Origin of the sequence: Psychrobacter sp. T6-4 (genome assembly GCF_052258425.1) — a bacterium.
In the GTDB taxonomy this organism is placed as follows: domain Bacteria; phylum Pseudomonadota; class Gammaproteobacteria; order Pseudomonadales; family Moraxellaceae; genus Psychrobacter.
Window position 1 is genome coordinate 122,434 of the sequence record NZ_JBQQEZ010000005.1, and the last position, 25,740, is coordinate 148,173.

General features: G+C 43.9%; 19 protein-coding genes and 1 other RNA gene. 5 read left to right on the forward strand and 15 right to left on the reverse strand.

Annotation, left to right across the window (positions count from 1 at the left end):
• Positions 1 to 18: 18 nt before the first annotated feature.
• From ACTXGE_RS05235 to ACTXGE_RS05275, 9 genes are all read right to left on the reverse strand, one after another.
• Entirely contained in the window at positions 19 to 1,803 is a 1,785-nt protein-coding gene (locus tag ACTXGE_RS05235; RefSeq protein WP_443542289.1) for an acyl-CoA dehydrogenase C-terminal domain-containing protein, read from the reverse strand.
• 274 nt (positions 1,804 to 2,077) lie between these two features.
• Positions 2,078 to 3,409: an extracellular catalytic domain type 1 short-chain-length polyhydroxyalkanoate depolymerase gene (locus ACTXGE_RS05240; RefSeq protein WP_443542290.1), complete on the reverse strand. Its 1,332-nt coding sequence runs from the start codon at positions 3,407 to 3,409 to the stop codon at positions 2,078 to 2,080.
• 141 nt (positions 3,410 to 3,550) lie between these two features.
• Positions 3,551 to 3,973, reverse strand: coding sequence for a hypothetical protein (locus ACTXGE_RS05245; protein ID WP_435948943.1), 423 nt, complete (start codon positions 3,971 to 3,973; stop codon positions 3,551 to 3,553).
• Between the two features lie 181 nt (positions 3,974 to 4,154).
• Positions 4,155 to 5,948, reverse strand: a complete 1,794-nt coding sequence (locus ACTXGE_RS05250) for an acyl-CoA dehydrogenase C-terminal domain-containing protein (protein ID WP_435948942.1) — start codon at positions 5,946 to 5,948, stop codon at positions 4,155 to 4,157.
• Positions 5,949 to 6,283: 335 nt separating this feature from the next.
• Positions 6,284 to 7,996, reverse strand: coding sequence for a putative bifunctional diguanylate cyclase/phosphodiesterase (locus ACTXGE_RS05255; RefSeq protein WP_317198830.1), 1,713 nt, complete (start codon positions 7,994 to 7,996; stop codon positions 6,284 to 6,286).
• A 160-nt stretch (positions 7,997 to 8,156) separates the two neighbouring features.
• Positions 8,157 to 9,038, reverse strand: a complete 882-nt coding sequence (locus ACTXGE_RS05260; RefSeq protein ID WP_435948941.1) for a 16S rRNA (uracil(1498)-N(3))-methyltransferase — start codon at positions 9,036 to 9,038, stop codon at positions 8,157 to 8,159.
• A gap of 249 nt (positions 9,039 to 9,287) precedes the next feature.
• On the reverse strand, positions 9,288 to 10,151 hold the full coding sequence (locus ACTXGE_RS05265) for a methylenetetrahydrofolate reductase (protein ID WP_435951039.1): 864 nt from the start codon (positions 10,149 to 10,151) through the stop codon (positions 9,288 to 9,290).
• 9 nt (positions 10,152 to 10,160) lie between these two features.
• Complete coding sequence (ahcY, locus tag ACTXGE_RS05270; RefSeq protein WP_317198827.1) at positions 10,161 to 11,585, reverse strand: adenosylhomocysteinase; 1,425 nt, start codon at positions 11,583 to 11,585, stop codon at positions 10,161 to 10,163.
• Between the two features lie 268 nt (positions 11,586 to 11,853).
• Positions 11,854 to 13,701, reverse strand: coding sequence for a TonB-dependent receptor plug domain-containing protein (locus tag ACTXGE_RS05275; RefSeq protein WP_443542294.1), 1,848 nt, complete (start codon positions 13,699 to 13,701; stop codon positions 11,854 to 11,856).
• A 416-nt stretch (positions 13,702 to 14,117) separates the two neighbouring features.
• Here ACTXGE_RS05275 and ACTXGE_RS05280 point away from each other — a divergent pair, with 416 nt between their 5' ends.
• Positions 14,118 to 16,052, forward strand: a complete 1,935-nt coding sequence (locus ACTXGE_RS05280; protein ID WP_443542296.1) for a mechanosensitive ion channel family protein — start codon at positions 14,118 to 14,120, stop codon at positions 16,050 to 16,052.
• 51 nt (positions 16,053 to 16,103) lie between these two features.
• Here ACTXGE_RS05280 and ACTXGE_RS05285 read toward each other — a convergent pair whose 3' ends face one another.
• From ACTXGE_RS05285 to ACTXGE_RS05305, 5 genes are all read right to left on the reverse strand, one after another.
• On the reverse strand, positions 16,104 to 16,736 hold the full coding sequence (locus tag ACTXGE_RS05285) for a DNA-3-methyladenine glycosylase family protein (RefSeq protein WP_443542297.1): 633 nt from the start codon (positions 16,734 to 16,736) through the stop codon (positions 16,104 to 16,106).
• An 86-nt stretch (positions 16,737 to 16,822) separates the two neighbouring features.
• Entirely contained in the window at positions 16,823 to 17,554 is a 732-nt protein-coding gene (locus ACTXGE_RS05290) for a Smr/MutS family protein (protein WP_435948938.1), read from the reverse strand.
• A 51-nt stretch (positions 17,555 to 17,605) separates the two neighbouring features.
• Positions 17,606 to 18,499: an indole-3-glycerol phosphate synthase TrpC gene (gene trpC, locus ACTXGE_RS05295; RefSeq protein ID WP_443542299.1), complete on the reverse strand. Its 894-nt coding sequence runs from the start codon at positions 18,497 to 18,499 to the stop codon at positions 17,606 to 17,608.
• Positions 18,500 to 18,559: 60 nt separating this feature from the next.
• Complete coding sequence (gene trpD / locus ACTXGE_RS05300) at positions 18,560 to 19,711, reverse strand: anthranilate phosphoribosyltransferase (RefSeq protein ID WP_443542301.1); 1,152 nt, start codon at positions 19,709 to 19,711, stop codon at positions 18,560 to 18,562.
• Positions 19,712 to 19,778: 67 nt separating this feature from the next.
• Positions 19,779 to 20,402, reverse strand: a complete 624-nt coding sequence (locus tag ACTXGE_RS05305) for an anthranilate synthase component II (RefSeq protein WP_317198820.1) — start codon at positions 20,400 to 20,402, stop codon at positions 19,779 to 19,781.
• A gap of 813 nt (positions 20,403 to 21,215) precedes the next feature.
• Between ACTXGE_RS05305 and glnA the strand changes: the two genes are divergently transcribed.
• The gene (glnA, locus tag ACTXGE_RS05310; protein WP_443542354.1) at positions 21,216 to 22,631 is read left to right on the forward strand and encodes a type I glutamate--ammonia ligase; all 1,416 of its coding nucleotides are present in this window, start codon (positions 21,216 to 21,218) and stop codon (positions 22,629 to 22,631) included.
• A 215-nt stretch (positions 22,632 to 22,846) separates the two neighbouring features.
• Positions 22,847 to 23,566 (forward strand): DUF4124 domain-containing protein, encoded by a 720-nt coding sequence (locus ACTXGE_RS05315; protein WP_443542303.1) that lies wholly within the window; start codon positions 22,847 to 22,849, stop codon positions 23,564 to 23,566.
• 98 nt (positions 23,567 to 23,664) lie between these two features.
• On the opposite strand, the gene ACTXGE_RS05320 is transcribed toward ACTXGE_RS05315, so the two are convergent.
• A complete protein-coding gene (locus ACTXGE_RS05320) occupies positions 23,665 to 24,378 on the reverse strand; it encodes an SIMPL domain-containing protein (protein WP_435951036.1) in 714 nt (237 codons plus the stop codon).
• Positions 24,379 to 24,590: 212 nt separating this feature from the next.
• On the opposite strand from ACTXGE_RS05320, the gene ffs reads away from it, so the two are divergent.
• Positions 24,591 to 24,687, forward strand: an RNA gene (gene ffs, locus ACTXGE_RS05325) — signal recognition particle sRNA small type.
• Between the two features lie 130 nt (positions 24,688 to 24,817).
• Positions 24,818 to 25,645 carry a DNA polymerase III subunit psi gene (locus ACTXGE_RS05330; RefSeq protein ID WP_435948933.1) on the forward strand — a complete coding sequence of 276 codons (828 nt, stop codon included), beginning with the start codon at positions 24,818 to 24,820 and terminating at the stop codon, positions 25,643 to 25,645.
• Positions 25,646 to 25,740: the final 95 nt, after the last annotated feature.

Genomic DNA, 25,740 nt, shown 5'->3' on the forward strand with positions numbered 1-25,740 from the left:
CTGTGACTGTGACTAAGACTAGCTCGTTGCTACATTGAAGTAGTCTAAATCAAAATTCATCATCGGATCACTACCTGCTTCGACCATTTGTGCATGAGCATCGATACGCGGCAAAATGCGACCAACGAAATAATCAGCCAGCTTAGCTTTATTAGTATAAAACTCACCTTCACGCCCATCAGCAGCTTCAACCATCATAGCGAACATGTACGAGTAGCACAGGTAACCAAAGGCGTGCATATAATCGACCGCACAGCCATTGATCTCACTTTTGCGTACGCCAATGTTGGCTAGTACGGTTTGCGTTAGACCTTCGATCTTATCAGCGGCGTCTAATGTCGCTTGCTTAACCGCGTGATCCGCTTGCATGTTACCGACAAAGTCACGAATCTCACCCAAGAAATGGGTAATATATTTACCGTTATTGCGCGCAACTTTACGGCCTAATAAATCAAGCGCTTGAATACCGTTGGTACCTTCGTAAATCTGAGCGATACGGGTATCACGAACGATCTGCTCCATACCCCATTCGCGCACATAACCATGACCACCAAAGACTTGCTGACAATCAATAGTTGCCTCAAGCGCTTTATCCGTCAAAAAGGCCTTGGCGACAGGGGTCAATAGCGCAACACGTGAAGCTGCCGCTTTTGCAACCTCAGGGTCAGTACTGAACTTTTCAGCATCTAAGTTTTTGGCGACATACATCGCAAAACAGCGTGAGGCTTCAGAGTTAGCTTTTGCATTCAATAGCATACGGCGCACGTCGGCATGATGAATGATGGCATCAGCAGGCTTTTCAGGGCTTTGCAGTTGCGTATCACTACGACCTTGACCACGGTCATTGGCATAAATAGCTGCGTTTTGATAAGCAAGCTCAGAGCCGCCCAAACCTTGCAGACCCATGGTTACACGCTCATAGTTCATCATAATGAACATTGAGGATAGGCCTGTATTTTCAGCACCAACCATCCAGCCCTTAGCGCTATCAAAATTCATAACACAAGTCGCTGAGGCCTTGATACCCATTTTGTGCTCGATAGAGCCAACTGCTAATGTATTGCGTGCGCCTAAGCTACCATCTTCGTTAACCAAAAACTTAGGCACAACGAACAATGAGATACCTTTAGAACCTTCAGGGGCATCAGGTGTTTTGGCGAGCACTAAATGGATAATATTGTCTGTTAAGTCGTGCTCACCACCAGTGATAAAGATTTTGGTACCTGAAATACTATAGCTACCGTCATCATTAGGTACCGCTTTGGTCTTAATAATACCCAAGTCAGTACCCGCATGTGGTTCAGTTAGACACATCGTACCTGACCACTCACCGGCATACATCTTCTCAAGATAAGTCTCTTTTAGCTCATCAGACGCCGCCGCATTTAAGCAGAGGGTTGCGCCAACAGTAAGGTTGGGGTAGAGGGCAAAAGATTGATTTGCAGTAAAGATCATCTCTTCGGTCAGCATCGTGACCATCTTTGGAAAGCCTTGACCGCCGTACTCAGGATTACCGCTCAACCCAACCCAACCTGATTCAGCATATTGGCTATAAGCATCCTTAAAGCCTGAAGGAGTCGTGACCACGCCATCGCCTTCAAAAGTCGCGCCTTCTTCATCGCCACTACGGTTGATCGGTAGTAGGACGTTTTTGGACAATTTTGCCATCTCTTCTAAAATCATATCGACCGTTTCCATGTCAACATGAGCTAAACTGTCGTTACTTTGCCAAAATTCATGGGCTTTGAATACATCCGTTAGGATGAAGCGCATATCGTTAAGCGGGGCATTATAAACAGACATAAACATTCCTTTGAGTGGTATGAGTAAATGATAATGAGGATAAAGCGCGCCAGTGTGTTGTTGACTTCACTTTAACAATCAATAGATAAAGTTTAGCAAATTAACCTATTAAATTGTGTATCTCTTCGTGAATCGTGTGTGCACCAAAAGTTGTCGATAGCTCTTGTATTGTTTAGAATAACGAGATGTCTAAATCTTGATAAATGAGTGCAGTTATCATAAGTATAAACGAGCTGAGATAAAGCGGCTATGTTAGAACGTATCTGAGAGCCGCTTATTTAAAGTAACTTTTATTTGTGTGGTTTAAGAAAAACCGCATCATCTCTTTTGAGGCATCAGGACCATTGGGGTCAGTATAGGAGCCGGCATGACTACCACCCGCCCAGCTATGAGACGCGCCATGTATTTTCCAATACTCAAGTAAGCTCAGTCCTTTATCATCACATATTTGTATCTGCGTACTACGAGTGCCTTGCTCTGAGCTTTTTTGCTGCTGCTGGGTTTGTAGATTACTCTTTTGTGCTTGCAAGCGCTGTTTTGCTTGCTCAAAGACCTGCCCGCCGTTGCGCACGCTTACCGTATGATCTTGATCACCATGAAATACGATCATAGGCACATAATTTGTGCTGGTATTGGATTCTGTTATCGCTGCATCTGCGCCTTTACGCATTGCCATCATAGCTGAGGGCATATTACTTGCGCTCTGATAAGCTAGGCCCGAGTGTACGCCAACTGCAGCGTATAGCTCAGGATAAGTCTGTGCCATAATCACTGCCATAGCAGCGCCGGCGGATAGTCCTGCCACATATACTCGGCCAGCGTCAACAGCGTACTCTTTAGTAATGGATTCAGTGAGCGCAGACAGCCATGCAGGCTCACCTTGATCACGCTGTTGATCGCTTTTATTGAACCAATTCCAGCAGCGATTTAAGTTGGCGCTCGCTGGCTGAGACGGATATAAAACTAGGCTTTGATGCGTCTCTGCCAACTCGTTCATACGTGTACCTGTGGCAAAGTCCTCTGGTGACTGCGTACAGCCATGCAGCATGACGACCAGCGGTAATTTTGAGCCTTGCGTCAACGCTTCATCATAGTTTGAGGGAATATAGAGACGGTAGTTATGATTACCCTGTGATGAGGTAAACACGCCTTTGATAAACTTAGCATTTTCTGCAATAGGCGGCTCACTATGCGTAGTCGCGCCTGCGCCCATACCAGGTAGGTTTAAAGCTGACGGCAAATCTATCTTAAAGTCTTTCATTTTATCGGTTAGGCTTTGCAGTTTTTCAGACAAGGTATCTTTTGCTTTAGTCGTATCGTTTGTCTCAGGTGTAGCATTTTCATTTTGAGTTGAGTGAGTATTAGAGGCTAAGTCTTTAGGCACTGATGGATTTGAAGCAGTAATTCTAGGTGTTGACTCATTTGGTGTAACGTCCCTCATAGCTGTACTGTTGTCATCAGTGTGAGTATTGACAGAGTTGCTAGGGCCATTACTATTTAAATTATTTTGAATAGCAACAGTCGCTTCTTTTAGTCGGCCTGACTTTATCAGGGCCATAGCCTCTTTGAGGTGCGGCGGCGCTGTATTAAATTTTGGTATCTTCATCAGTTATGTCCTGTTATTGATTATTGGTTTATATAAGTATTTAGCACAAGCGTTCACAGTCTAGAGATTTGAAGAGCAAGTACTTAAAGACAAGTGTTTGAAGCTTAGGTGTTTAAAGAGCAAGTATCTAAAGACAAGGGTTTAGACCATTTTGCCTGCAAGTATTGCTTTGATCTCAGGGCTGGCTTGTAGTACGCCAAGTACGGTAATACTCTCGATAGTCGCCTCCGCCAGCTCAGGCGAGACATCAGCGGCGATGGTTGCAAGGCCAAGTACTTGAATATCGAGTTTCTCATTGCGCTTTTGCACGACTTCAAGATCTGCGCGAGTGTAATGACGTAGGCCTAGTTCCAAAGTTTTGCGCGCGATTGTCTGGCGTACTACATCTGCATGGGTACTGAGCTGATTACGTATCGCGGTACGAATAAAGTCCGTACGATTAGAATAAAAGCCTTCTTGTACCATCAAGTCAACTTGTCCCAGATCGACATAACCTAAATTGATAGTGACTTTTTCTGTCTCGCCTGCTTTGGCGCGGATAGGGGGTGTGGTCTTGCTTGCCATCAGATTCTCCTAAGCTCAATGCTACTGAATATCAGTATTATACTCCAAATACCATCCATATGGAGTATATATCAGGGTTTTATGTAATAAATAACAGACATAAAAAATCGGCAACCTACCCCTGTAGATTGCCGATCATAAGACTATCATTCAAGATTTTAAGTTAATCCCTTTGTATTAATTAAAACGAGAACTGCTCAACATCCATGCTCATGTATGGCTCGCTACCGGTAGCGATACGCTGAGCGTAAGTTGCAGTACGCGGTAATAATTTGGTGAAGTAGAACTGAGCAGTTTTAACTTTGGCATCATAGAACGCTTTTTCACTATTGCCATTTGCGATCTCGTTGAGACCGATAAGCGCCATACGTGCCCATAGATAGGCCTGAGTCACATAACCGCTAAAGTACATGTAATCTACAGCTGCTGCGCCAACGGCTTCAGGGTTCTGTTCTGCTTGTTTGCCAATCTCAGTCGTCAGCTCGCTCCACTGTGCGATGTGTTGCTCAAGTGGCTTGATGAACTGCGTCATATCAGCATTGTCTTTGTTGGCGTCACAAAAATCTTGAATCACTTTGATAAAGTTTGCTAGCAGCTTACCCTTTGAAGCAAGTACTTTACGGCCAATCAAATCAAGCGACTGAATCTGCGTCGTCCCTTCATAGATCGTAGAGATCGTAGAGTCACGTACGTTTTGCTCAAGACCATATTCAGTACAAAATCCACTACCGCCCATGACTTGTACGCCATGGCCTGCCGCCTCTAGACCTGTCTCGGTCAAGAAGGCTTTGCCGATAGGAGTCAGTAATGACAGCATTTGGTTAGCGTAGTCTTGTTCTTCGCCTTCGCCTTTGGCTACGATGTCCGCGAACTGAGACATATAACCGATGAGCGCACGACCACCTTCTGCAAAGGCTTTGGTCGTCAGAATCATGTCACGAACCGCTGGATGGACAATGATAGGGTCAGCAGGTTTTTCAGGCGCTTTGGCACCGCTTAATGAGCGAAACGCCAAGCGATCAGTTGCAAAGGCTAAGCCGCCTTGAAAAGCAAACTGCGCGGCGGTGACGCCTTGGATCGCCGTACCGATACGGGCAACGTTCATAAAGGTAAACATCGCGTTTAGACCACGGTTTTCTTCACCAATCAACCAACCAGTAGCGCCATCATAGTTCATCACGCAAGTCGCTGAAGCTTTGATACCCATCTTGTGTTCAATTGAACCACAAGAGACCGCGTTGCGCTCGCCCAAGCTTTGATCATCATTGACCATAAATTTGGACACCACAAACAATGATAAACCTTTGGTACCCTCTGGAGCGTTTGGCAGGCGGGCTAGAACGATATGGACGATATTCTCAGACATATCATGCTCACCGGCTGAGATCCAAATCTTGCTACCTTTGATGTTGTAGCTACCATCATCGTTAGGTTCAGCTTTGGTGCGTACTAAGTTGAGATCTGAGCCGCACTGAGGCTCAGTCAAACACATAACGCCTGTCCATTCGCCCGATACCAATTTTGGCAAATATTTACTCTTTTGCGCGTCGGTACCATGATGCTCAAGCGTTGCTACGCAGCCCTCAGATAACCCAGGATACATACCAAATGACCAGTTAGCCGTACCCATAAACTCAGAAATCGCTGAATTTAGTGACATAGGCATGTTTTGACCGCCGAACTCTTCTTCTGCAGTCAAAGAGGTAAAGCCAAGCTCACAATACTGCTTGTAAGCTTCTTTAAAACCTTTTGGCGTGGTGACTTGACCATCTTCAAAATGACAGCCTTCAGCATCACCGCTTTGGTTAAGAGGTGACAACTCGTTTTCAGCAAAGCTTGCAGCCGTTTCTAGATAGCTATCTACTATATCTGCTTCGATATGGGCGTACTCACCAAGCTTTTGATAATGAGCGGTACTGTCTAAAAGCTCATGCATGACAAATTTCATATCACGTAGGGGCGCTTTGTATTGCATATATTGTGTCCTTTGTTTAGATGTGACGGGCAGTAAAAGAGCATACTTAGGTAGCTATGTATATATAGACAATGAATACTTGTCTGCCATAACCATAAGTGGACATTCTAAATCCAAGATATCGACTAGGCTTAGATATAACTACAGTATTGATAGGCTTGATCTAAAAGATAGGCGCTCAGAGAGAATTATACAAGTTTGGTCATAAGACTCATAAGTCATCAACCTATCTTGCATCAACAATTTAAGCCAAACTAAAGAGTGACTGGCGGCTATAAAAAGAAAAAAGGAGCCCAGACTGTGACTATAAACGTCATATTACTGCAGCTGTGACGTTATCTTCCAAGGCGTTGATGGGTGAGTATTTTGGTTGCCATACTCGCTGATACCGCCTTGCCAAACCAGTAGCCTTGAGCGTATTTGCAGCCCATTTTTGCTAATAAATCGCGCTGGCTTTGGGTCTCAACCCCTTCTGCGATAACTTGCATATCTAGTGCCAAGCTCAAGTCCAAGATCGCTTTGACGATTGCGCGCTGCGTGGTATCCGTATCTATCTTGCCAACGAAGCACTTGTCTATTTTAAGAAAATCAAAAGGATATTCTTGTAAGTAACTCAAAGAAGCGTAACCGGTACCAAAGTCATCAAGCGCCAAGCAGACACCTATGTTTTTGAGGGCTTTAAGCTGGCTTTGTACGTTAGCGTGACGCTGTATCAAGGACGATTCAGTCATCTCGATATGGAGCTGATTAGGCTCGATATCGTTATCAGTAATAAGCCGACTTATCGTCGAAAAAAAATAAGGATGAGCGAACTCGGCTACGTCTGCGTTGACACTAACGTGATGAGAGAAACCCAGTTTTCGCCATTTGGAGAGCTGTTTTGTAATTTGGGTCATCATCTGACAAAACAGCTCAAACGATAGCTTGTAGGTGACAATAGCGTCCATAAATTCAAAAGGTTTGAGTAACCCGCGTACTGGATGTTGCCAGCGTACTAGTGCCTCAAAACCGATAATAAACCCTGTGTTTAGATCAACTTTGGGCTGATAAAAAGGCACAAGCTCGCTATTCTCGATAGCTAAGCGCAGCTCAGACTCAAGCTGTAAGCTATCGGCAGTGGCATTATTGATCGTGCAGTCGTACCAGCTAATATCATCGCCGCCGTTTTGTTTGGTATACTGTAGCGCCTTTTCAGCCTTAATGAGCAGATCATTAAGCTGATGACCATGCTCTGGAAAATAACTGACTCCAACTGAGATATGACAATAGATAGAAACTTTTTTGTCGTTATCATCAGCGATGACAAAAGGGCGCTCACACATTTGCATCAAGATATCAAGCTCATTACGTACCATTTGAGCATCAGCATACTCAAATAAAAGCGCAAAATCATCCCCGCCAAAATGTGAAAAAATATAGAGGTTTTTCAGCTCAAGCGCCTCAACTCGAGTCACAAAATCTTTGATTAGCGTGTCTATACCGCTAGGGCCTAATGTGTTAGCCAGCATTCGGTAGCGGTCAATATTGATACGTACGACAACAACCTCTTGATAGCTATCTATGAGCAGTTCACTAGTTTCACTCAAAAACACTTTGCGATTGGGAAGATTGGTCAATTGATTGTAATTAAGCAGGTGAGTAACGTGATTTTTTTGGGTGACTATAGGCAGTATATTTCGAATAATTCCTATGTAGTAGACCGTCTCTCCAACACAGACTCTGCGGTAGGTGATATGACACTCAATTATGTCATCAAAACGGTTGGGCATAGAAAATTCATTTTCATAAAACCCTTTTCTCTTGAGGCGTTTACGTATGCTACTGAGTAATTCTCTTTCTTCGTCACTCAAAAAATTTGACGTATAAATACCTAAAGGACGACCAATCAGGAGCTTTTCAGCGTAGCCCATCATCTTCTCATAAGCCGAATTGACGGATAAATAGCGAAGATCTGCATCTAAAATAGATACTGCTTCGTCAAATTGCTCATAAGACTGCAAGAGCAATTGTTGTTTGTCTGAAGAGGATAGTGGTACGAAAGGATCCATGAGGTGCCCAAATAAATAAAGACGACAAATGTATAAAACTGTAGTTAGTATAACTAATAATAATAGTAATGATAAGTTTAATAAATCAATTATATATCAAAAAATGAATATAAAGTTATTGTATTATTACTTTTATATATCAAATGAATGGCAAGTTAGGTTATAGATCAATCAGGCTCTGTCTCATTGCTTGTAGCGTTGCCAACGCAACGACAGGCGCTGTTTCAGTACGTAGTATACGACACCCTATTTGCCAAGAATAGAAACCTGCATCGCTCGCTTGTGATATCTCATTTGGACTTAGGCCGCCTTCAGGCCCTATTAATAATTCTATATAGGCTCGCTCTTGCACAAGAACGTTTGAAAGCGTCGTGGGCGTGGTAGGCTGACCTGCAGCTGGCACGCTTAATTGCAAGCTGATATCAGCTGGACGATTTAGGATATGATAATATGGATCTTGACTAAGCGCAGAGACAGTAGGGCTTACAGTTGTGCGAACACTAGTCTCAAGGGGTGAGTGGGTACCAAGCGATTGGGTGAGCCAATCATTAATAGTCATAGGTGCAAGTATCAAAGGAGGGCGATTAAGACCGCATTGTTCGCAAGCTGCGATAGCGATTTGTTGCCAATGCGCCAACTTTTTGTCCACTTGTGCAGGTTTGAGCGTGACCTCACCATGATGACTACTTAGCAATTGAACCGCAGTGACGCCAAGTTCAGTCGCTTTTTGAATCGCATAGTCCATACGATCGCCGCGACTCATGACCAGTGCAACTTTGCTAATTATATCAGCAGTGCGATCTGTTGGCCTATGAGATAACAAAGTTGCTGTAGCTTGCTTTTTGCTAATAGCTGACAGCTCTACTTGATACTCACCGCCGAAACCATCGAAAACAACGCCTTTTTCGCCGACACTAGCGCGCAAAACTTTGCACCAATGATGAGTGATGCTCTCGGTAAGTACCAAGCTTTGGCCCATAGATAAATCGCTAAGCTTGTTATCATCATCTTCATGATTTACGGCATAAAAAAAACGTCGCACTATGGGCTATCCTTATTACATAAATGACTATTGTGATAGTAGCAGAATATAGCTCAAATGAGTAAAGCCAGCAGACAACCCATCAGTCGAATTTTGTTGCAGCTACTATTTGTTACAGCTACTATTTGTTGCAGCTACTAGGTGGAACGTCTTTTACTTAAATGTTAATAAATAATAAACGTGTCTAAGAACAAAAAACTGGCACTCATAAGAGTACCAGTTCAATAATAAAATAAGAGTAATACTTAATTAGGCAGTGGCAGATGTCACAAGGCCCAATGACTCAACCAAGCGCTTGTTTGGCTCAACCTTGTTCATGCTATAAAAATGCATGGCAGGTACGCCCTCTAAGATCAAACGCTCACAAAGACGATGAACCACATCATAGCCAAACTCACGAATCGCTTTGCGATCATCACCAAAGTCCGCAAGCTGCTTACGGACATAGCGCGGAATATCAGCGCCGCAGCTATCGGCGAAGCGAATCAAATTGCTAGAGTTGGTAATCGGCATAATACCGGCGACCAAGGGCTGAGCATTAGTATCAATACCGCGCTTCTCTAACGTATCACGCAAATACAGATAGCTATCGGCGTTATAAAAGAATTGCGTAATCGAAGCATCGGCACCTGCTTGGTACTTTTTGACCAAGTTGTCAACATCAAAGTCAAAGCTGCGCGCTTGCGGGTGCATCTCAGGATAAGCGGCCACCTCAATACGGAAGTGATCACCTGAGTACTCACGGATGAACTTGACTAAGTCCAGTGCAAAAGGCAGCTCGCCCATACCGACCTGACCTGAGGGCAGATCGCCACGAAGCGCAACTAGGCGATTAATCCCCAAGCTTTTGTAGTGATCGAGCAACTCTGCAATCTCAATTTTGTCATCGCCAATACAAGACATGTGCGGAGCAATATCAGTATCGCCGCGCGCGCATAGCGCTTGTACGATGTCTAAAGTGCGACTACGGGTAGAGCCGCCCGCGCCATATGTTACCGAAAAATAGCTCGGTGACAATTTGTTTAGCTCATCATAGGTACTAAGTAGCTTTTCATGTCCCAGCTCAGTTTTGGCAGGGAAGAACTCAAAGGAAAAAGCAGGCTTACTCACTATTAGCTCCTCTTAGTATTTGTAAGCGTCAGGCTTAAACGGACCTTCTACTGGCACGCCTAGGTACTCAGCTTGCTTATCTGTCAGCTTAGTCAACGTACCATTGAAGCCTGCGACCATAGCAGCGGCGACTTCTTCGTCCAGCTTCTTTGGCAGTACTTTGACATATAAGTTATCAAAGCGCTCATCAACTGGTAGCTCAGCGAACTTTTCATCGAACAGATACATTTGCGCGAGTACTTGGTTAGCAAATGAGCCATCCATTACCCGCGATGGGTGACCGGTAGCATTACCTAGATTGACTAGGCGACCCTCAGCAAGCAAAATCAAATAGTCGTTAGGATCATCAGAGCGGAAGATTTGATGAACTTGCGGCTTGACTTCACTCCAGCGCCAGTTGTCACGCATAAACTGCGTATCAATCTCGGTATCGAAATGACCAATATTACAGACCACAGCGCCAGATTTGAGCGCTGCTAACATATGCTTATCACAAACGTGGTAGTTGCCCGTCGTAGTGACGATCATATCAGTATCTTGTAATAGCTGGGTATTGATGCTATCAGCGCCACCTGTATTGTCGCCATCGATATATGGAGAGAGTACTTCATAACCATCCATGCATGCCTGCATAGCACAGATAGGGTCGACTTCTGAGACGCGTACAATCATCCCTTCTTGACGCAGACTTTGTGCTGAACCCTTACCGACATCACCATAACCGATAACGAGGGCGCGGCGACCCGCTAGGAACATATCAGTACCGCGCTTAATGGCGTCATTTAAGCTATGACGGCAGCCGTATTTGTTATCATTTTTAGACTTAGTCACCGCGTCATTGACATTGATTGCAGGGACTTTGAGCGTGCCCGCGTTTAACATCTCAATCAAGCGATGCACACCTGTGGTAGTCTCCTCAGAGATACCATGCATAGCGTCAAGCATTTGCGGGTAATCATTATGAATCAATGCGGTTAAATCGCCGCCATCATCTAAGATTAAGTTGGCATCCCACAGCTGACCTGTCTCTTCGCCGCCGACATGGACTTGCTGACGCAAACACCACTCATACTCTTCGTCAGTCTCGCCTTTCCAAGCGAATACAGGAATACCAGCAGCAGCAATAGCCGCAGCAGCATGATCTTGAGTTGAGAAGATGTTACACGAGGTCCAACGTACCTCAGCGCCGAGCGCGGTTAGCGTCTCGATAAGTACGGCAGTCTGAATGGTCATGTGAATACAGCCGGCGATTTTGGCACCTTTAAGCGGTTGATCATCTTGGTAGCGACGACGTAAACCCATTAGGGCTGGCATCTCAGCTTCAGCTAGAGTGATCTCGCGGCGGCCATAATCAGCAAGGCTGATATCAGCGACTTTGTAGTCAGTAAAAGAGGGGTCGATCGTATGGGCAGATGGGGTGTTAGACACTGCGTCCATAATATGCTCCTATCAGTGAATAGATAAAAAGAATAAAAACGCAGGTGCCGTTATTTGCACGTAGCACAGACGTTGTAAAGTCTGTACCACGTTGCCGAGCCTAACACAGCTTATTTGAGCTGCGGTGCAACACCTCTCGGAGGTCATTATTGTAATAGATGAGCGCGCTGTTGTCACCTATTGTCCTATATAACTTAAGAAAAACCTTTGACTTGTAAGTTGCGTTGGTTTGAGCGAAAACTTCAAATAGGTAAGTTGAAATTTTTGTCTAGAACCAGTTATAGGTTAAGGAGGTAAAGAAATTAGTGCCGTCAGTATTAAACCCAGGTAGTGTCACATACTTTTTGTTGGTGACATTGTTCAAGCGTGCGGTCATAGTGAGTCTATCGTTCAGCTTATAGTTGCCACTAATATTAAGTAAGCCAAAACCGTCTACGCGCTGCGCATCTGAGTTTTCAACATTACTGTAGTAGTCATCGGTATACTCATACTCTGCACGCACATCAAGGCTTGGCAAGCTATAGCCTACATATACAAGCCCTTTGTGCTCAGGACGAATGGCTAAAAAGTTACCATTGAAGTTGATAGCGTTTCCTCCAAAATCAACCTTACCAGCGTAGTCACTATCGTCTTTAGCTTGCTGATAATCATAGCTACCGCCGAACAGGTAATTATTAATAGTCCAATCTGTAATTAACGTCACCCCTTCAATATCAGCTTCATTTATGTTGTTTGAAGTATAATCAGGTGCAAAAGAGACAATTAAATCATCAACCTTGTTGCGATACCCTGTTAACCGTGTCGATTGCAATAATGTATCGTATTCAACAAAAGCCTCATAGTTATCACTAGTTTCAGCTTTTAGATCAGGGTTACCACCAAACGGTGAATAGAGGTCATTAAAGTCAGGCGCCCGAAAACCTTTGGCATAACTGGTGCCAACGCGTAAATTTGGGTTTATATGATAAGCTCCGCCCAAGTTGTAGGTCGTCTCATCACCATATTGGGAGTTATCATCAAAACGCAAATTAGCTTGGGCATCATATTTACTATTCGCTAATACATAACCTAAAAATGCACTCGTTACATCACGACCATCGATATCATATCCAGAAGCTGTGGTGTCTAAGCTTTGATCTAAATACTCTAGACCGTAAGTCGCTTGTCCAACAGATAGCTTATGCTGACCAATTAGATTTATTTGATCTTGCTTGGTATCAAAAACATCACCGAACTTGTTATCAAGATTATCAATAGAATGGCCATATTGTAGTTTTAACGATGAGCCCGGCAAGTATCGCCAATCAACAAAAGCCTGAGCGGCTCCATTTTCTTGATCTGTATAATCATCTCTAGTAGCACCGTTATCAAATTCAGTGGTGGAATTGCTATATAAAGCACTAGCCCCTGCAAGCCATTGCTCGTTAATACGTTGGTTTAGTGAAATACTAAAATTATCACTTTCAAAACCGTCATTATCACTATTAAAGCCAAAAGCACCAGGCAACTTTGCATTGAAGCCATTGGTTTCGTTATGACTGGCCGAGACACTTAACGAGGTACCCGCATTGCTTGCAAACTGCGCTGTAGCACCATAAGTATAGTGATCGTTTGAGCCGACACCTGCGGTAACTGATAAGCTGTTTTTATCTACATTATTGCCTTTAGAGAATATTTGAATCACCCCGCCCATAGCATCAGCGCCATATATACTAGAGCCTGAGGCACCGTATAAAATTTCAATACGATCGATTTGATCGGCAGGTAATAGGCTGAGCGTTGCACTACCAGCACTCAAAGAGCTGTAGCGAATGCCGTCAATCAGTACCAAAATCTGTTTGCCCTCATAACCGCGCATATAAATTTTTGAGGTCGTACCCATACCGCCATTACTGTAATAACTAATACCTGGCTGACGCTGAAGTACTTCAAGCGCCGTTTGACCTTGATAACGCTGTAGCTCTTCGCTATCGACAACGCGAGTCTGAGCGATGACATTGCTAATCCTAGTTGGGGTACGCGTAGCGGTCACTACAATCTCATCAAGCTCCACTTGCGGTAATTCGCTCTCATCGATAGGTGCAACGGTAGAGGGAGCTGCTATAGTCGTATTCATGGCAAAAACGCCAAATATACTTAAAATACTCAGTCGAAGGTAACTTACAGATGCTACAGTCATAATCAATCCCAAAAAATCAAAAGGTGCAAGGCGGTCAAAATAACCAATAAGTAAAGACAGAACCATTATCAACAATAACGATCAAGATATAAACCACTACAACCTAATATCTTCTCAGTATCAGATGAGTAACTTTCATCTTAAAGGGTTTTGTTCTTTAGACAGAGCCAATTTATAATTTTGCACGTTTATACCTAACAGAATAAAGTAAGGTATAAAAACATGATTCTCCAAAAACTACTCAATCAAAAGCACTGGCGTCATAAATAATTGTTATCATATCGACTCTTTATCACTTACTAGTCTCCATCTTTATCTGTTTTACGATCATTTACTGTATCAAGAGGTTTGTTTTGTCTACTGAGCATCATTCTCAATCTGCGACGCACCCATTATCATCTATGTACAAAGTCTTTGCTGCAATAGCATTAGCGCTAACGATGTTATTCACTTTGGCGTTGCCTACTGCGGCGGGGGCAGCAGACAGTGGCATGCTCAGCGTTGATACGCCTCAAGAGGAGGCGCGTGCCCCGATACCAGATGCTTTTGGCCGTGATACGCCGCGGCTGACGGTACAAGGGTTTATTGGCGCACTGAGTCAAAACGATTTTTTGCTGGCAAGCAATTACCTCAATCTGTCCAAATCTGATAATCCAACGACTATGGTACGCCAGTTTAAACAAGCGTTAGACAGCGGCGGCCGGTTTTTACCAGACTTGCAGATTAGCAATGTCCCCGAGGGCAATCTGACAGACCAGCTGCCACCAAGCCAAGAAAAAGTCGGTACGATCAATATTAATGATAAAAGCGTACCGCTGATGCTTGAGCGAGTAGTATCAGACAAAGGCAAGCAATACTGGCAGTTCTCCGCAGATACGCTAAGCTCGATACCTGAGGTGTTAGAGGATACTGAGCCAACACTGATATCACAATATAGTTTTGAGTCTTTAGAAGATGAGCAATTATTTGGCTATCAGCTTGCAGATTTGGCCGCTGCAATCATACTGATTATAGGTAGTTTTTTGCTGACTTATATCGTGGTATGGGTGCTTTATCATTTGTTGAGACTAGCCTATCCACGCGTGCGCGGTATACCGCTACCAATGCCTGACAAAGTAATACTGCCATTATCTATCGTCATTATGTCGATGATATTGTCAGAGGTCATGATTTACGCAGGGGTCTCAGTGACCCTTCGTGAGCCGATTAACCGTTTCACTGAGGTCGCCTCTTGGCTTGCGGTTACGTGGCTGCTATTACGTATTATCGATGCCATCTTTACCCGTGCGGTCAATCTAAGCTATAGAAAGAATCACACAGAGCGCGTCTCCATCTTAGGACTGCTACGCAAAGTGGTCAAAGCGCTGCTGCTGATATTTGCAGTCATCGTCATCTTTGGCAATTTAGGTTTTGATCTAACTACAGGTATCGCCGCTTTAGGTGTGGGTGGTTTGGCGCTAGCCCTTGGCGCACAAAAGACGATAGAGAACCTCGTTGGTAGTGTGGTAGTGGTGGCGGATTCGCCAGTACGTATCGGCGATTATTGCAAATTTGGCGATCAAGAAGGCACCGTCATCGATATCGGCATTCGCTCATCGCGAGTGCGTACGTTGAACCGCACAGTAGTCACTGTGCCTAATGGCGATTTTTCATCGATGCAAATTGAGAACTTTACCTCACGCGATATGTTCCACTTTTTGCATAATTTATATATTAAGCGCAACGCCGATATCGATGTCGTATTCAAAATGGTCAAAGACTTAGACAGCTTTTTGAATGAGCATGAATTGACCAACAAAGAATGGAACCAAGCTAATATTTTAGAGCTACGTCAAGACTGCTACATTATTCAATTGCGTGGTTATGTCAACTCTGTCGACGTTATCGAGTTTTATGGTAAGCAAGATATCTTGCTCGTTGATATCCTAAATCTGGTCAAAAAGTATAAGGTCGAGCACGCGCTACCTACTCAGCAGTTAATCGTGCATCAAGAAGAGCTAGAACAACAGTTTGAAAGCAACAACGATGACGAGACTGTTGAAGCTATAGATACTGATAAGAATAGTAAAGAACCAAACCAATTGCTTGATGAAAAAACAGTAGATACTGATTTAAGTGTAAGCAGCTCAGCAGATACGGATAAAAGCTTGAATACCGTATCTAACAGTAAACCCAGTCATCATAGAAACAAGCAACTGACGGCATTTAAACTAGCCAAACGCAAATTTAAGCGTGCGCACAAAATACCGACACTGTCCATGTGGAATCAGCCTTGGCATAAGCCTTAGTTGTTTTCGTACAAAGGTAATGCGCAAACCTAATTATCAGCTAGGAGCGACTTAAACAGGCACCGCAGTTTTATCACGCAACCAGCCATAATGTGCCCACAGCAGCAAGCTGGCAGCGCTGCGATAGGGTGACCATTCTTGACTCAGTGTTTGCAGCTGTTTGGGCGTTGGTCGCTCTACTAATTCTAGAGGCGTCATTGCCGACACTCGAATCGCTAAGTCATCAACAGCGAGCACATCAGCGCGCCCTAGAGAGAATAGTAAATACATCTGGGCCGTCCAGCGACCAATGCCTACCACAGTGGTCAAGGTTTTGATGACCTCTTCATCGGGCAAGGTTTTTAAAGTCTTAAAATCTATATCATGCTCAGCTAAAGAGCGTACATAACGGATTTTTTGTCGAGACAGTCCTTGGGCACGCAGTAATTCATCGTCTGCTGCTAGTATAGCTTGCGGTGTGGTCAATTGAGTATCTACTAGTCGCTGCCAGATACTACTAGCCGCTGCTACCGATAGCTGCTGACCGACTATCGCGCGCATTAATTGCTCAAAGCCTCCATCATTACGTCTTAAGCTCGGCACGCCAACGGCGCTATACATAGGCGCAAATCTAGGTTCAATATTAATCAAAGCCTCGATATGAGCTTGTAGTGTTGCTAAATTTTCAATCGTCTCTATAGTCATAAGCTTATCTTTAACCTCGCTAAATCCTTACCTCATAATATAAAAAAGGACCGCTTAGAGCAGTCCTTTTTTGACAACCTATCAATTTACTCGCCGTCAGTTTTAGACTTTTTGAGTAGTACCAGCACTGCGCCATTGCCACCATCTTTTGGCGGTGCTGAGCAAAATGCTAACACTTCTGGCAGTTGACGTAACCAGCCATTGACGCAGGTTTTTAAAATAGCTTCTTGTCCTTTGCCGTGGACAATTTTGACTGACGTTTCATTGTTATTTTTCGCTTGAACGAGCAGCTGGGTCATCGCCGCGCGCGCTTCCTCGATCGTGCAGCCATGGATGTCTACCGCGTCATACCAGCGCAGCTTACCCTGTTTGAGCTGGGTGAATACTTTGTTCTGTAGGGTAGGCTGCTTGTACGATAGATAGGCTTCGCTCGCCACAGGATTGAGCAGCGCTTGCATATCGGACAGACCCGTACTCAAGTCGCCATCCTCGTTACCTTGAGCGGCGGCGCGCTTGGATAGAGTGGCTGCATCAGGTTTGCCCCCTTTATTACTTTTGACAGGGGAGCGCACGTTTTTGTCTTCTAGTTGCTCAACACCATGCATCGCTTGCATAAACAATACTTTGTCATCATCGACGTGCTCACTATCTAACTGCTTGACGGTTTTTTTGACCTGTTTTTGCGTGGGTAGTGACACAGGCTCAGTAGGCTTTTGATTCTCGCCCTCTGGCGCATTAGTATCACGGCCTTTACTTAATTGACCTTTGAGCTCTTGAAGCTGGTTTTGCATCTCTTTTGAAAATAGGGAATTTGCCATAATGATTGCTGTATCGTTGATGAGTGAATAAAAGGATTTAGTTTGCTTACTTTACGCGCCAGCAGGGATGCTAGCAAGTAGCGATTGCAGGGCTTGTCCGGGATGATCGGTCTTCATAAAATGCTCACCGATCAAAAAGTGCTCAATATCATTGTCAAGCATTAAGCGAATATCATCCACGCTATGAATACCGCTTTCGGTCACGATGAGGGGTTTTTGTGTGTGATTGTCGCCAGCCGATGTATCTACTGATAAGGCGTCTAGTAAAAGGTTTTTTAGTCTAAGGGTGTTTTGCAGATCAACTTCAAAGGTGTTCAAATCACGATTGTTGATACCATAGATATTATGGTTCGAGCGCGGTAGCGTTAGTGCTCGCTCAAGCTCGTTTTGCGTATGTATTTCAATCAAAACATCCATACCCAGCTCTAAACTCAAAGCATGTAGCTCTGCCACTTGTGCGTCATTAAGACAAGCCATAATCAGCAAAATACAATCAGCGCCGAGCAAGTAGGACTGATAAATTTGATAAACATCTATCATAAAGTCTTTGCGCAATATAGGTAGGCTAGACTCATTACTTGCCTGCAAAAGAAAAGTGTCATCGCCTTGAAAGTAATCACGATCGGTAAGTACCGATAGACAACTGGCACCGGCTTGCTCGTATTGCTTGGCAAATAGAGCAGGGGAGAAGTTATGATTAATGATGCCTTTGGACGGTGAGGCTTTTTTTATCTCAGCGATGACCCCTACACCCTTGTCTTTCATGGCAGCTTCTCGCAAGGCGTTGGCAAAACCGCGACGCGGATGGTTGTCATTAGCGGCTTGCTCTTGTAATACGGCTAAGGGCTGCTCTTTTTTGGCAGCAGCAACTTCATCGTATTTGGTTTTGATGATACGTTGTAGCACTGAGGGTATATGAGTTTGCGTGTCGGTACTTGTCGTCATGGTATTTCCAAGTATTTTGGTTTAAGCGTTATTTAATTTAGAGTTTACTACTCTATATCCCTAAGCACCAGCTGCAAGCTTTTGTGTATAGGCCGCTAGAGATTCAAGCTTACGAAGAGCATCACCGTTTTGGATAACGGCCTGAGCACGGTTGACGCCATTAGGGTAGTTGCTCGCCAGACCCGCAGTATAAATAGCAGCACCTGCATTGAGCGCAATCATATCACGGGCTTTGAGCACCGCGCGGTCATGAGTCTCCTCTCCTGAGAGCGCAGCACGTATTAGCTCAAGACTGTCTTTAGGCGACTCTACATCGAGACCAATGAGCGTCTGTGACTCAACCCCCGCATCTTCTGGCATTAGCTCATAAACCGATATTTCACCGTCTTTAAGCTCAGCGATGGTAGTAGAAGTCGCAAGGCTAATTTCATCAAGGCCATCTTTGGCACCGACCACCATCACATGATTGGCCCCTAGGTTTTTCATGACTTTAGCGATAGGCTCACACAGCTGCGCGGTAAACACGCCAATCACTAAATTAGGCACGCCAGCTGGATTGGTCAAAGGGCCCAAAATGTTAAAGATAGTGCGGGCTTTGAGCTCACGGCGTATCGGGTTGGCATAACGCATAGCACTGTGGTGATTGGGCGCAAACAAAAACCCAATACCCTCATTCTGAATACACTCTAGCGCCTGATCGGGAGTAAGGGCTAAACTGATACCCGCTTGTTCCAATAAGTCTGAGCTACCGGACTTAGTTGAGACGCCGCGATTACCGTGCTTGGCGACTTGCGCGCCAGCCGCGGCGGCAACTAATGCCGAGGCAGTAGAGACGTTGAATAGATTAGCGCCATCACCGCCCGTACCGACGATATCGACTAAATAGTCGCAACCTTTAGGCTCGATATTAGCAGCGAGTGCGCGCATGGCACTGGCCGCTGCGGTAATCTCGTCAATAGACTCGCCCTTCATACGTAGGCCCGTCAATACAGCGCCCATCATAGCGTCGCTACATTTGCCTTGCATAATGATCAGCATAACCTCACGCATCTCATCAAAGGTCAAATCGATACGTTGCAAGATTCGATCTAAAGCACTTGTCAATAGCTTATGTATTTGATCATCAGAGAGCTGTGCGATGTCTTTGTGCGTAGAGGTACTAACTTTTGAAGCACTAACGTTTGATGTGCTTTGAGTGGTATCTATGGTCATAAAAAATCACTTATTTATTATATTTTTAGGTAAAGGTATGATTAATAAAGTTATTTAATAATAATGGTCAGCTCACTTCAGGCAATTCATCTACGCTGAGCACCTCTAAATTATGCGTGATCAAGAAGTTATTAAGAAGCTGATAGCCTGCAAGGCTCAAGATAGACTCGGGGTGAAATTGCACGCCTTCAATGGCAAAAGTTTTATGACGTACACCCATGATCTCCTCAATGCTACCGTCAGTATTCTGCGTCCAAGCGGTTACCTCAAGACAATCAGGTAGGCTTGCCTTATCTACGACCAATGAGTGGTAGCGAGTGAATTCAGACGGATTAGGCAAACCTGCAAACACGCCTTTATCATTGTGATAAACCGCAGACAAACGCCCGTGCATCACCTCACCCGCTTTGACTACCTTACCACCAAACGCCTGCCCAATCGCCTGATGACCCAAGCAGATACCTAATATAGGTATGACCCCTTTGAATGTTTCAATGACTTCTAAGGAGATACCAGCACGATCAGGGTCACAAGGGCCCGGTCCAATGACAATGACATCTGGCGTCAGCGTCTTGATTTGCTCAATACTCGTCTGATCATTACGCCATACCGTGATGTCCTGTTTAAGCTCACCGAAGTATTGTACGATGTTGTACGTAAAGCTGTCGTAATTGTCGATCATCAAAATCATGGTATTCTCTTTTTTGTCTATGTATCAAAAGCATTTATTACTAAAATATAAGTCACGAATGCTTGAATCATATGAGCTTACATTAAGGACGCTCAAATCTATTTTAAGCTAAACATACCAGCACATTGTCACTTTACTTTTATGAGGTAAAGAATATGCAATGCAAGATATCTTACCACTATTTTATCAGGTATCAAGCCATCAGGACGAGCAGCAATTTATTATCGCTAATCGATACATCCTAATGTCATTGAGGTTTGGGTTAGAATCAAGCGTCAGCATATAATGCACCAAAGCTATCTGTTCTATCAAAATTGGTGCGAGTTATGCATTTATTTGGTGCATAAGATCCTGTTATTTATCACGTGATTCTCGGAGCACTAAGGCGACAATCGTAAAACTATGCTAAGTCTCTACGTACTTAATAAAGCAAGAGCAGCTTATCTATATTGACTTTGTCGATTAAATCTATCTCTACTTTTAAGTTAAATAATATAAAGTGGCACAGCCGTTGCATCCTGTTTAAATGAGACACCGTCATGAGTACGGTAACTGTCACAAGTACGTTAACAATCATGACTTGATCGTTAACATAGCCAATTTGGGCAATCATTTTAAAGTTTGTGCGCAGAAGGTAAATATCAGTTCAGCAATGTTGTGCAGATATTGCTAAAATAGCGCCGATAACGAGACAAAGTTTTTTAAGATAGCCTTATTAGTAAGTTATTAAGATACGGCTTGTACTTAGCAATAAGTACTTAGTAACGAGCAAATAAAACTTAAATTGTAATACTACGATAACCTCAACGGAGACTGTTTATGTCGAATAAATTACTGGATCTTATCGAATCAACCAATGCCAAGTGGGTTGACTTTCGTTTTACCGACACTCGCGGTAAAGAGCAGCACATCAGCTTTCCAGCGCACAGCATTGACGAAGATGTGATGGAAGATGGCAAAATGTTTGACGGCTCATCAATCGCAGGCTGGAAGGGCATTGAAGCCTCAGATATGATCTTGCGCCCTGACCCTGAGACTGCTTTTTTAGATCCGTTCTTTGATGCAGTAACGATAGTTGTGACTTGCGACATCATCGAGCCATCAACCTTGCAGGGTTACGATCGCGACCCACGCTCTATCGCTCGCCGCGCTGAGGAGTACTTAAAATCTACAGGCATTGGTGATACCGCTTATTTTGGTCCAGAGCCAGAGTTTTTTGTCTTTGATGACGTTAAATGGTCAATCGATATGTCAGGCGTCAGTCATAAGATCACTGCTGAAGAAGCAGCTTGGTCGACGAATGAGACTTATGAGTGGGGCAACATGGCGCATCGTCCGCGCGTCAAAGGTGGCTATTTCCCAGTACCCCCTATCGATAGCTCGCATGATATGCGCGCGGTAATGTGTGAGCGTATCGAAGAGATCGTCGGTGAGGGCACAGTAGAGGTACATCATCACGAAGTCGCTTCTTGCCAGTCTGAGATTGGTGTTGCGTTCAATACTATGGTTCGTAAAGCGGACGAAGTACAGCAATTAAAATATGTCGTTCACAATGTCGCCCATCAGTTTGGCAAAACAGCTACTTTTATGCCAAAGCCAATCGTTGGTGATAATGGTTCAGGTATGCATGTACATATCTCCATCTCAAAAGACGGCGTCAATACTTTCTCAGGTGATGAGTACGCGGGTCTGTCTGAGACCGCGCTGTATTTCGTTGGTGGTATCATCAAACATGCGCGTGCTTTAAACGCGATTACTAACCCATCGACCAACAGCTACAAGCGTCTAGTGCCGCATTATGAGGCACCGATTAAGCTGGCTTATTCTGCCTCAAACCGCTCAGCGTCTATTCGCATTCCACATGTGAGCAGTCCAAAAGCCGTTCGCGTCGAAGCACGTTTTCCTGATCCAACAGCGAATCCATACCTTGCTTTTGCCGCACTACTGATGGCGGGTCTTGATGGTATTCAGAACAAGATGCATCCAGGTGAAGCGGCTGACAAGAACTTGTATGACTTGCCACCAGAAGAAGAAGCACAAATCCCAACGGTAGCTGAGAGCTTAGAAGTTGCCCTACAAGCCTTGCGTGATGATCATGAGTTCTTGTTAAAGGGTGATGTCTTCACCAAAGATATGCTAGACGCCTTTATCGCACTAAAAGAAGAAGAAGTTCAGCGTGTTAATGTGACCGTACATCCTGTCGAGTTTGACTTGTACTATAGCTGCTAGTGAACACTTAGAGCTTTTAGTGGTTTAATCTCATAATAACCAGTTAAGTTAATCTTAGCTGGTTTTTTATGGTTTATGGTTTGGTAGTTAAACTGTTGCTATAAATTTGATATTGTCTCTGCTAAAAATTACATTATCAAAGCCACTACTGAATCAAATTTAAAAATAAAGCATAATAGTCGTCATTAAATATTATTAACATAGGTCAACTTACTATGATGCCAACTTTTAAAATGAAGTCTCTAATGAATAATCGAGCAGTAGCTCTGCTGGCAGGTTTGATGATAGGGTCAGCCAGTCTTTGTGCGCCTTTGGCCAATGCCGCCTCAATTTATAAAGTCATTGACGAGCAGACCGGTCAGGTCACTTTTACCGATCGCCCGCAAAACTACGAGCAGCAAGCCGGCAAACAGGTCATAGACACTAATGTCAGTACTGGTAACGAGTCGAGTCGTTCAACTAATAATCAATCAACTAACAATAGTAGTAGCCAATCTAATCCTGTTAACTTAGCAACGATAGAGCCTACAGCACGTGCGCCGATAAATTATCAACTGGCTATGATCGAACCTAGTGAAGAGCGTGCTTACCAGCGCCCAGGACAAATCATCACTGTCAATTTGCAACTGAGTCCAGCGCTACAGACTGGGGACAGCATCAGTATCTATATAGACGATCAACTAATATCGCAAGGAATTACCGCATCGATTGCGACGGTCAACCTCAATCCAGGTGAGCACACCATTCAAGCGATAATACAAAATAGTACAGGACAAGTCGTTAATCGGATTAGTCGCACTGTCTACGTCATCCAAAATACCGCTATCTTGCAAAATAAAAAGCGAGTTGCGCAGCAGCTTCAGGCTTATCAAAACTTGCCTTGGCATCAAAAACTACGACTAAAAATGCGTCGAGACAGTACTGTCTCTAAATAAAAATAGTTGCAAATAAAAGTGCTAAAATCAGAAAAATTTTTCATAATAAAAAAAGGTCAGCACTAATAATGCTGACCTTTTGGCGTTATAAGTTGACGTTATTTGTTTAGCTCAATCGTACCGTTGGCAGTGACTGAGATGGTGCTATTACCAGATTCAAAGTTTTGACTGGGAATTGAGGACTCCGCATCAGCGGCGCGCATTGAGCTATACATAGGGCGCGGGAAGTTATTGTTACCCGTATTAAGATTAACCGTGATGACGCGATAGCCACGAGCATCCCAAGCACGGGTCAAGTTTTTAGCCTGCTGCTGAAAGGCGCGGGAGGCGTCAGTCATTAGCTTTTGCTCAAGCGCGTCCTTTTTAATCTCAGAGACACCAAAGTTTAGATTATTCATCACCAAAGTCTCTTGCAAGTCTGCTATGAGTTGGCTAGTCGCGGTGAAGTCAGTACTTTTTAGATCGATATTTGCTTGTCCTGTCCAACCAATGATTTTGTCATTCTTATCATAACGGGGATAAGTACTTTGCTGACCGGTACTCACCGTTACAGTAGGGTAGCGTTTAGCGATCGCTAAGGCTCTGTTAATAGAGGTATTAAGCGTCGTTGCTAAGGTTTTGGCATCAGTTGCTTGTGCTTTTTTATACATACTAGCGCGCACTTCGTCATTAGCAATCTCCTCTTTGACTTCTGTCTGAAAGCTAATTTGGTCATAACCAGTCGGTTCAGCATGAGCAGGGCTCATCATCGCTGTAAGCAGTGCTGCGCTACTGGTAGCCATAATAGTTTTAATAATTAGTGTTGTTTTCATCATGTTCTCCTTGTTTTAAACTGTTAATTATTATTAATGAAGCTTATTTATTAAAGATATTTTTTAGACTTAGTTAACATAGCAAATTTTACGCTTAATACCATAAGTATTTTGTCAGGTAAGTTGCTACTTTCTAAAGCTTATAATAAAGAACGTTTACGATAGGGGTTGTAAAAAGCCAAAAAGTGAGTATAATTTGCAACTGGTGGCTCCATTGGTAGCCTCGCAACAGTGTTCTATGAACCCCGCCAGGACCGGAAGGTAGCAACGGTAATAGATTCATTGTGTGCCGAGGATGTGCTGATGGAGTCGCTTTTTTTTGCCTAAAATTTGATAAATGCCTTCGCACTTACTTATACTAGTATAATATCGTTATACTCATCTCAATTGCCTTTAAACTCTTTTAATACCTTAATGATAAGTAGGATAGTCGTCACCCATGAGTGATATCCAAGACACGCAGCATCAAACGCCAACTCCTATACCGCAATCATCAGTTACCCAAAGACTGATGCAACAGCGGCAGATTTTGGCGATGATGGGTATCGGACAATGGGTGCAGCCTGATTCTTTGACGTTAAACATCGATGATATAGGGATAGCTGAGGAACAAATACTGGTATCAGCGCCAGTTGTCATAGATAGTGCTTCAGATACAAGCCTTGAGTCAAGTCGTCACTCACAAGCACCGGCGCAAGATACGCCAGTTGCTGAGATTAGCGAAAACCAAAGTGTTGCTGGTGATGATATAAAACCGAACTCTATTGCCGAAGCGGATTACCATTTTGATAGTATCGATCCTGTAGAATCCTCTGTAGCCCCAGCCATAGCACCACTTTTAGATCAAGTCACAACTTTGACTCCTCACTCTTACAGTGATGACAAAGAGGATTTTGCAACGCAAGATAAAGTAGCCCCCTTTGATTTACAAGGCGCACGTTACAGCAATTGGGTGCTAATAGTCGATATCCAAGCGTTAGATAGCAACGGTCAAAAACTGTGGCAAAATATCGTTCAGGCTTTATCATTAAACTGCGAAACCACCTCTTTTCCTATCTGTGCTGGCATGGATACCGCTGAGCTTGCCAATGCCAGTTTGGCAGGCTATATCTTTAGGATTGGTAGGAGCGAGGAGATACAAGTTGCTGCATTGACCGAACTACCTGAGGGTTTGACGCATCCTAAGCTAGCTCAGGTACCAACGCTAAGTGTAATGCTTACAGATAGTATGCTTAAGCGCGAGCTCTGGCAGCAGATATCTAGCTGATAATTCTGCAATATCATTTACAATTATCCTTTTTTATAAAAACTCAGATAAAATACTCCCTTTTATATCTTCCTATTTAGGATAGTGGCTATGTC

Excerpts from the sequence above, each read along its gene's own strand:
- ahcY (WP_317198827.1), bottom strand. The coding sequence starts at position 11,585 with ATGGACGCAGTGTCTAACACCCCATCTGCCCATACGATCGACCCCTCT.
- ACTXGE_RS05315 (WP_443542303.1), top strand. The coding sequence starts at position 22,847 with ATGATGCCAACTTTTAAAATGAAGTCTCTAATGAATAATCGAGCAGTA.
- ACTXGE_RS05320 (WP_435951036.1), bottom strand. The coding sequence starts at position 24,378 with ATGAAAACAACACTAATTATTAAAACTATTATGGCTACCAGTAGCGCA.
- ACTXGE_RS05305 (WP_317198820.1), bottom strand. The coding sequence starts at position 20,402 with ATGATTTTGATGATCGACAATTACGACAGCTTTACGTACAACATCGTA.
- ACTXGE_RS05255 (WP_317198830.1), bottom strand. The coding sequence starts at position 7,996 with ATGGATCCTTTCGTACCACTATCCTCTTCAGACAAACAACAATTGCTC.
- ACTXGE_RS05245 (WP_435948943.1), bottom strand. The coding sequence starts at position 3,973 with ATGGCAAGCAAGACCACACCCCCTATCCGCGCCAAAGCAGGCGAGACA.
- ACTXGE_RS05290 (WP_435948938.1), bottom strand. The coding sequence starts at position 17,554 with ATGGCAAATTCCCTATTTTCAAAAGAGATGCAAAACCAGCTTCAAGAG.
- ACTXGE_RS05240 (WP_443542290.1), bottom strand. The coding sequence starts at position 3,409 with ATGAAGATACCAAAATTTAATACAGCGCCGCCGCACCTCAAAGAGGCT.
- ACTXGE_RS05250 (WP_435948942.1), bottom strand. The coding sequence starts at position 5,948 with ATGCAATACAAAGCGCCCCTACGTGATATGAAATTTGTCATGCATGAG.
- ACTXGE_RS05330 (WP_435948933.1), top strand. The coding sequence starts at position 24,818 with ATGAGTGATATCCAAGACACGCAGCATCAAACGCCAACTCCTATACCG.
- ACTXGE_RS05275 (WP_443542294.1), bottom strand. The coding sequence starts at position 13,701 with ATGAATACGACTATAGCAGCTCCCTCTACCGTTGCACCTATCGATGAG.
- trpC (WP_443542299.1), bottom strand. The coding sequence starts at position 18,499 with ATGACGACAAGTACCGACACGCAAACTCATATACCCTCAGTGCTACAA.
- ACTXGE_RS05235 (WP_443542289.1), bottom strand. The coding sequence starts at position 1,803 with ATGTCTGTTTATAATGCCCCGCTTAACGATATGCGCTTCATCCTAACG.
- ACTXGE_RS05285 (WP_443542297.1), bottom strand. The coding sequence starts at position 16,736 with ATGACTATAGAGACGATTGAAAATTTAGCAACACTACAAGCTCATATC.
- trpD (WP_443542301.1), bottom strand. The coding sequence starts at position 19,711 with ATGACCATAGATACCACTCAAAGCACATCAAACGTTAGTGCTTCAAAA.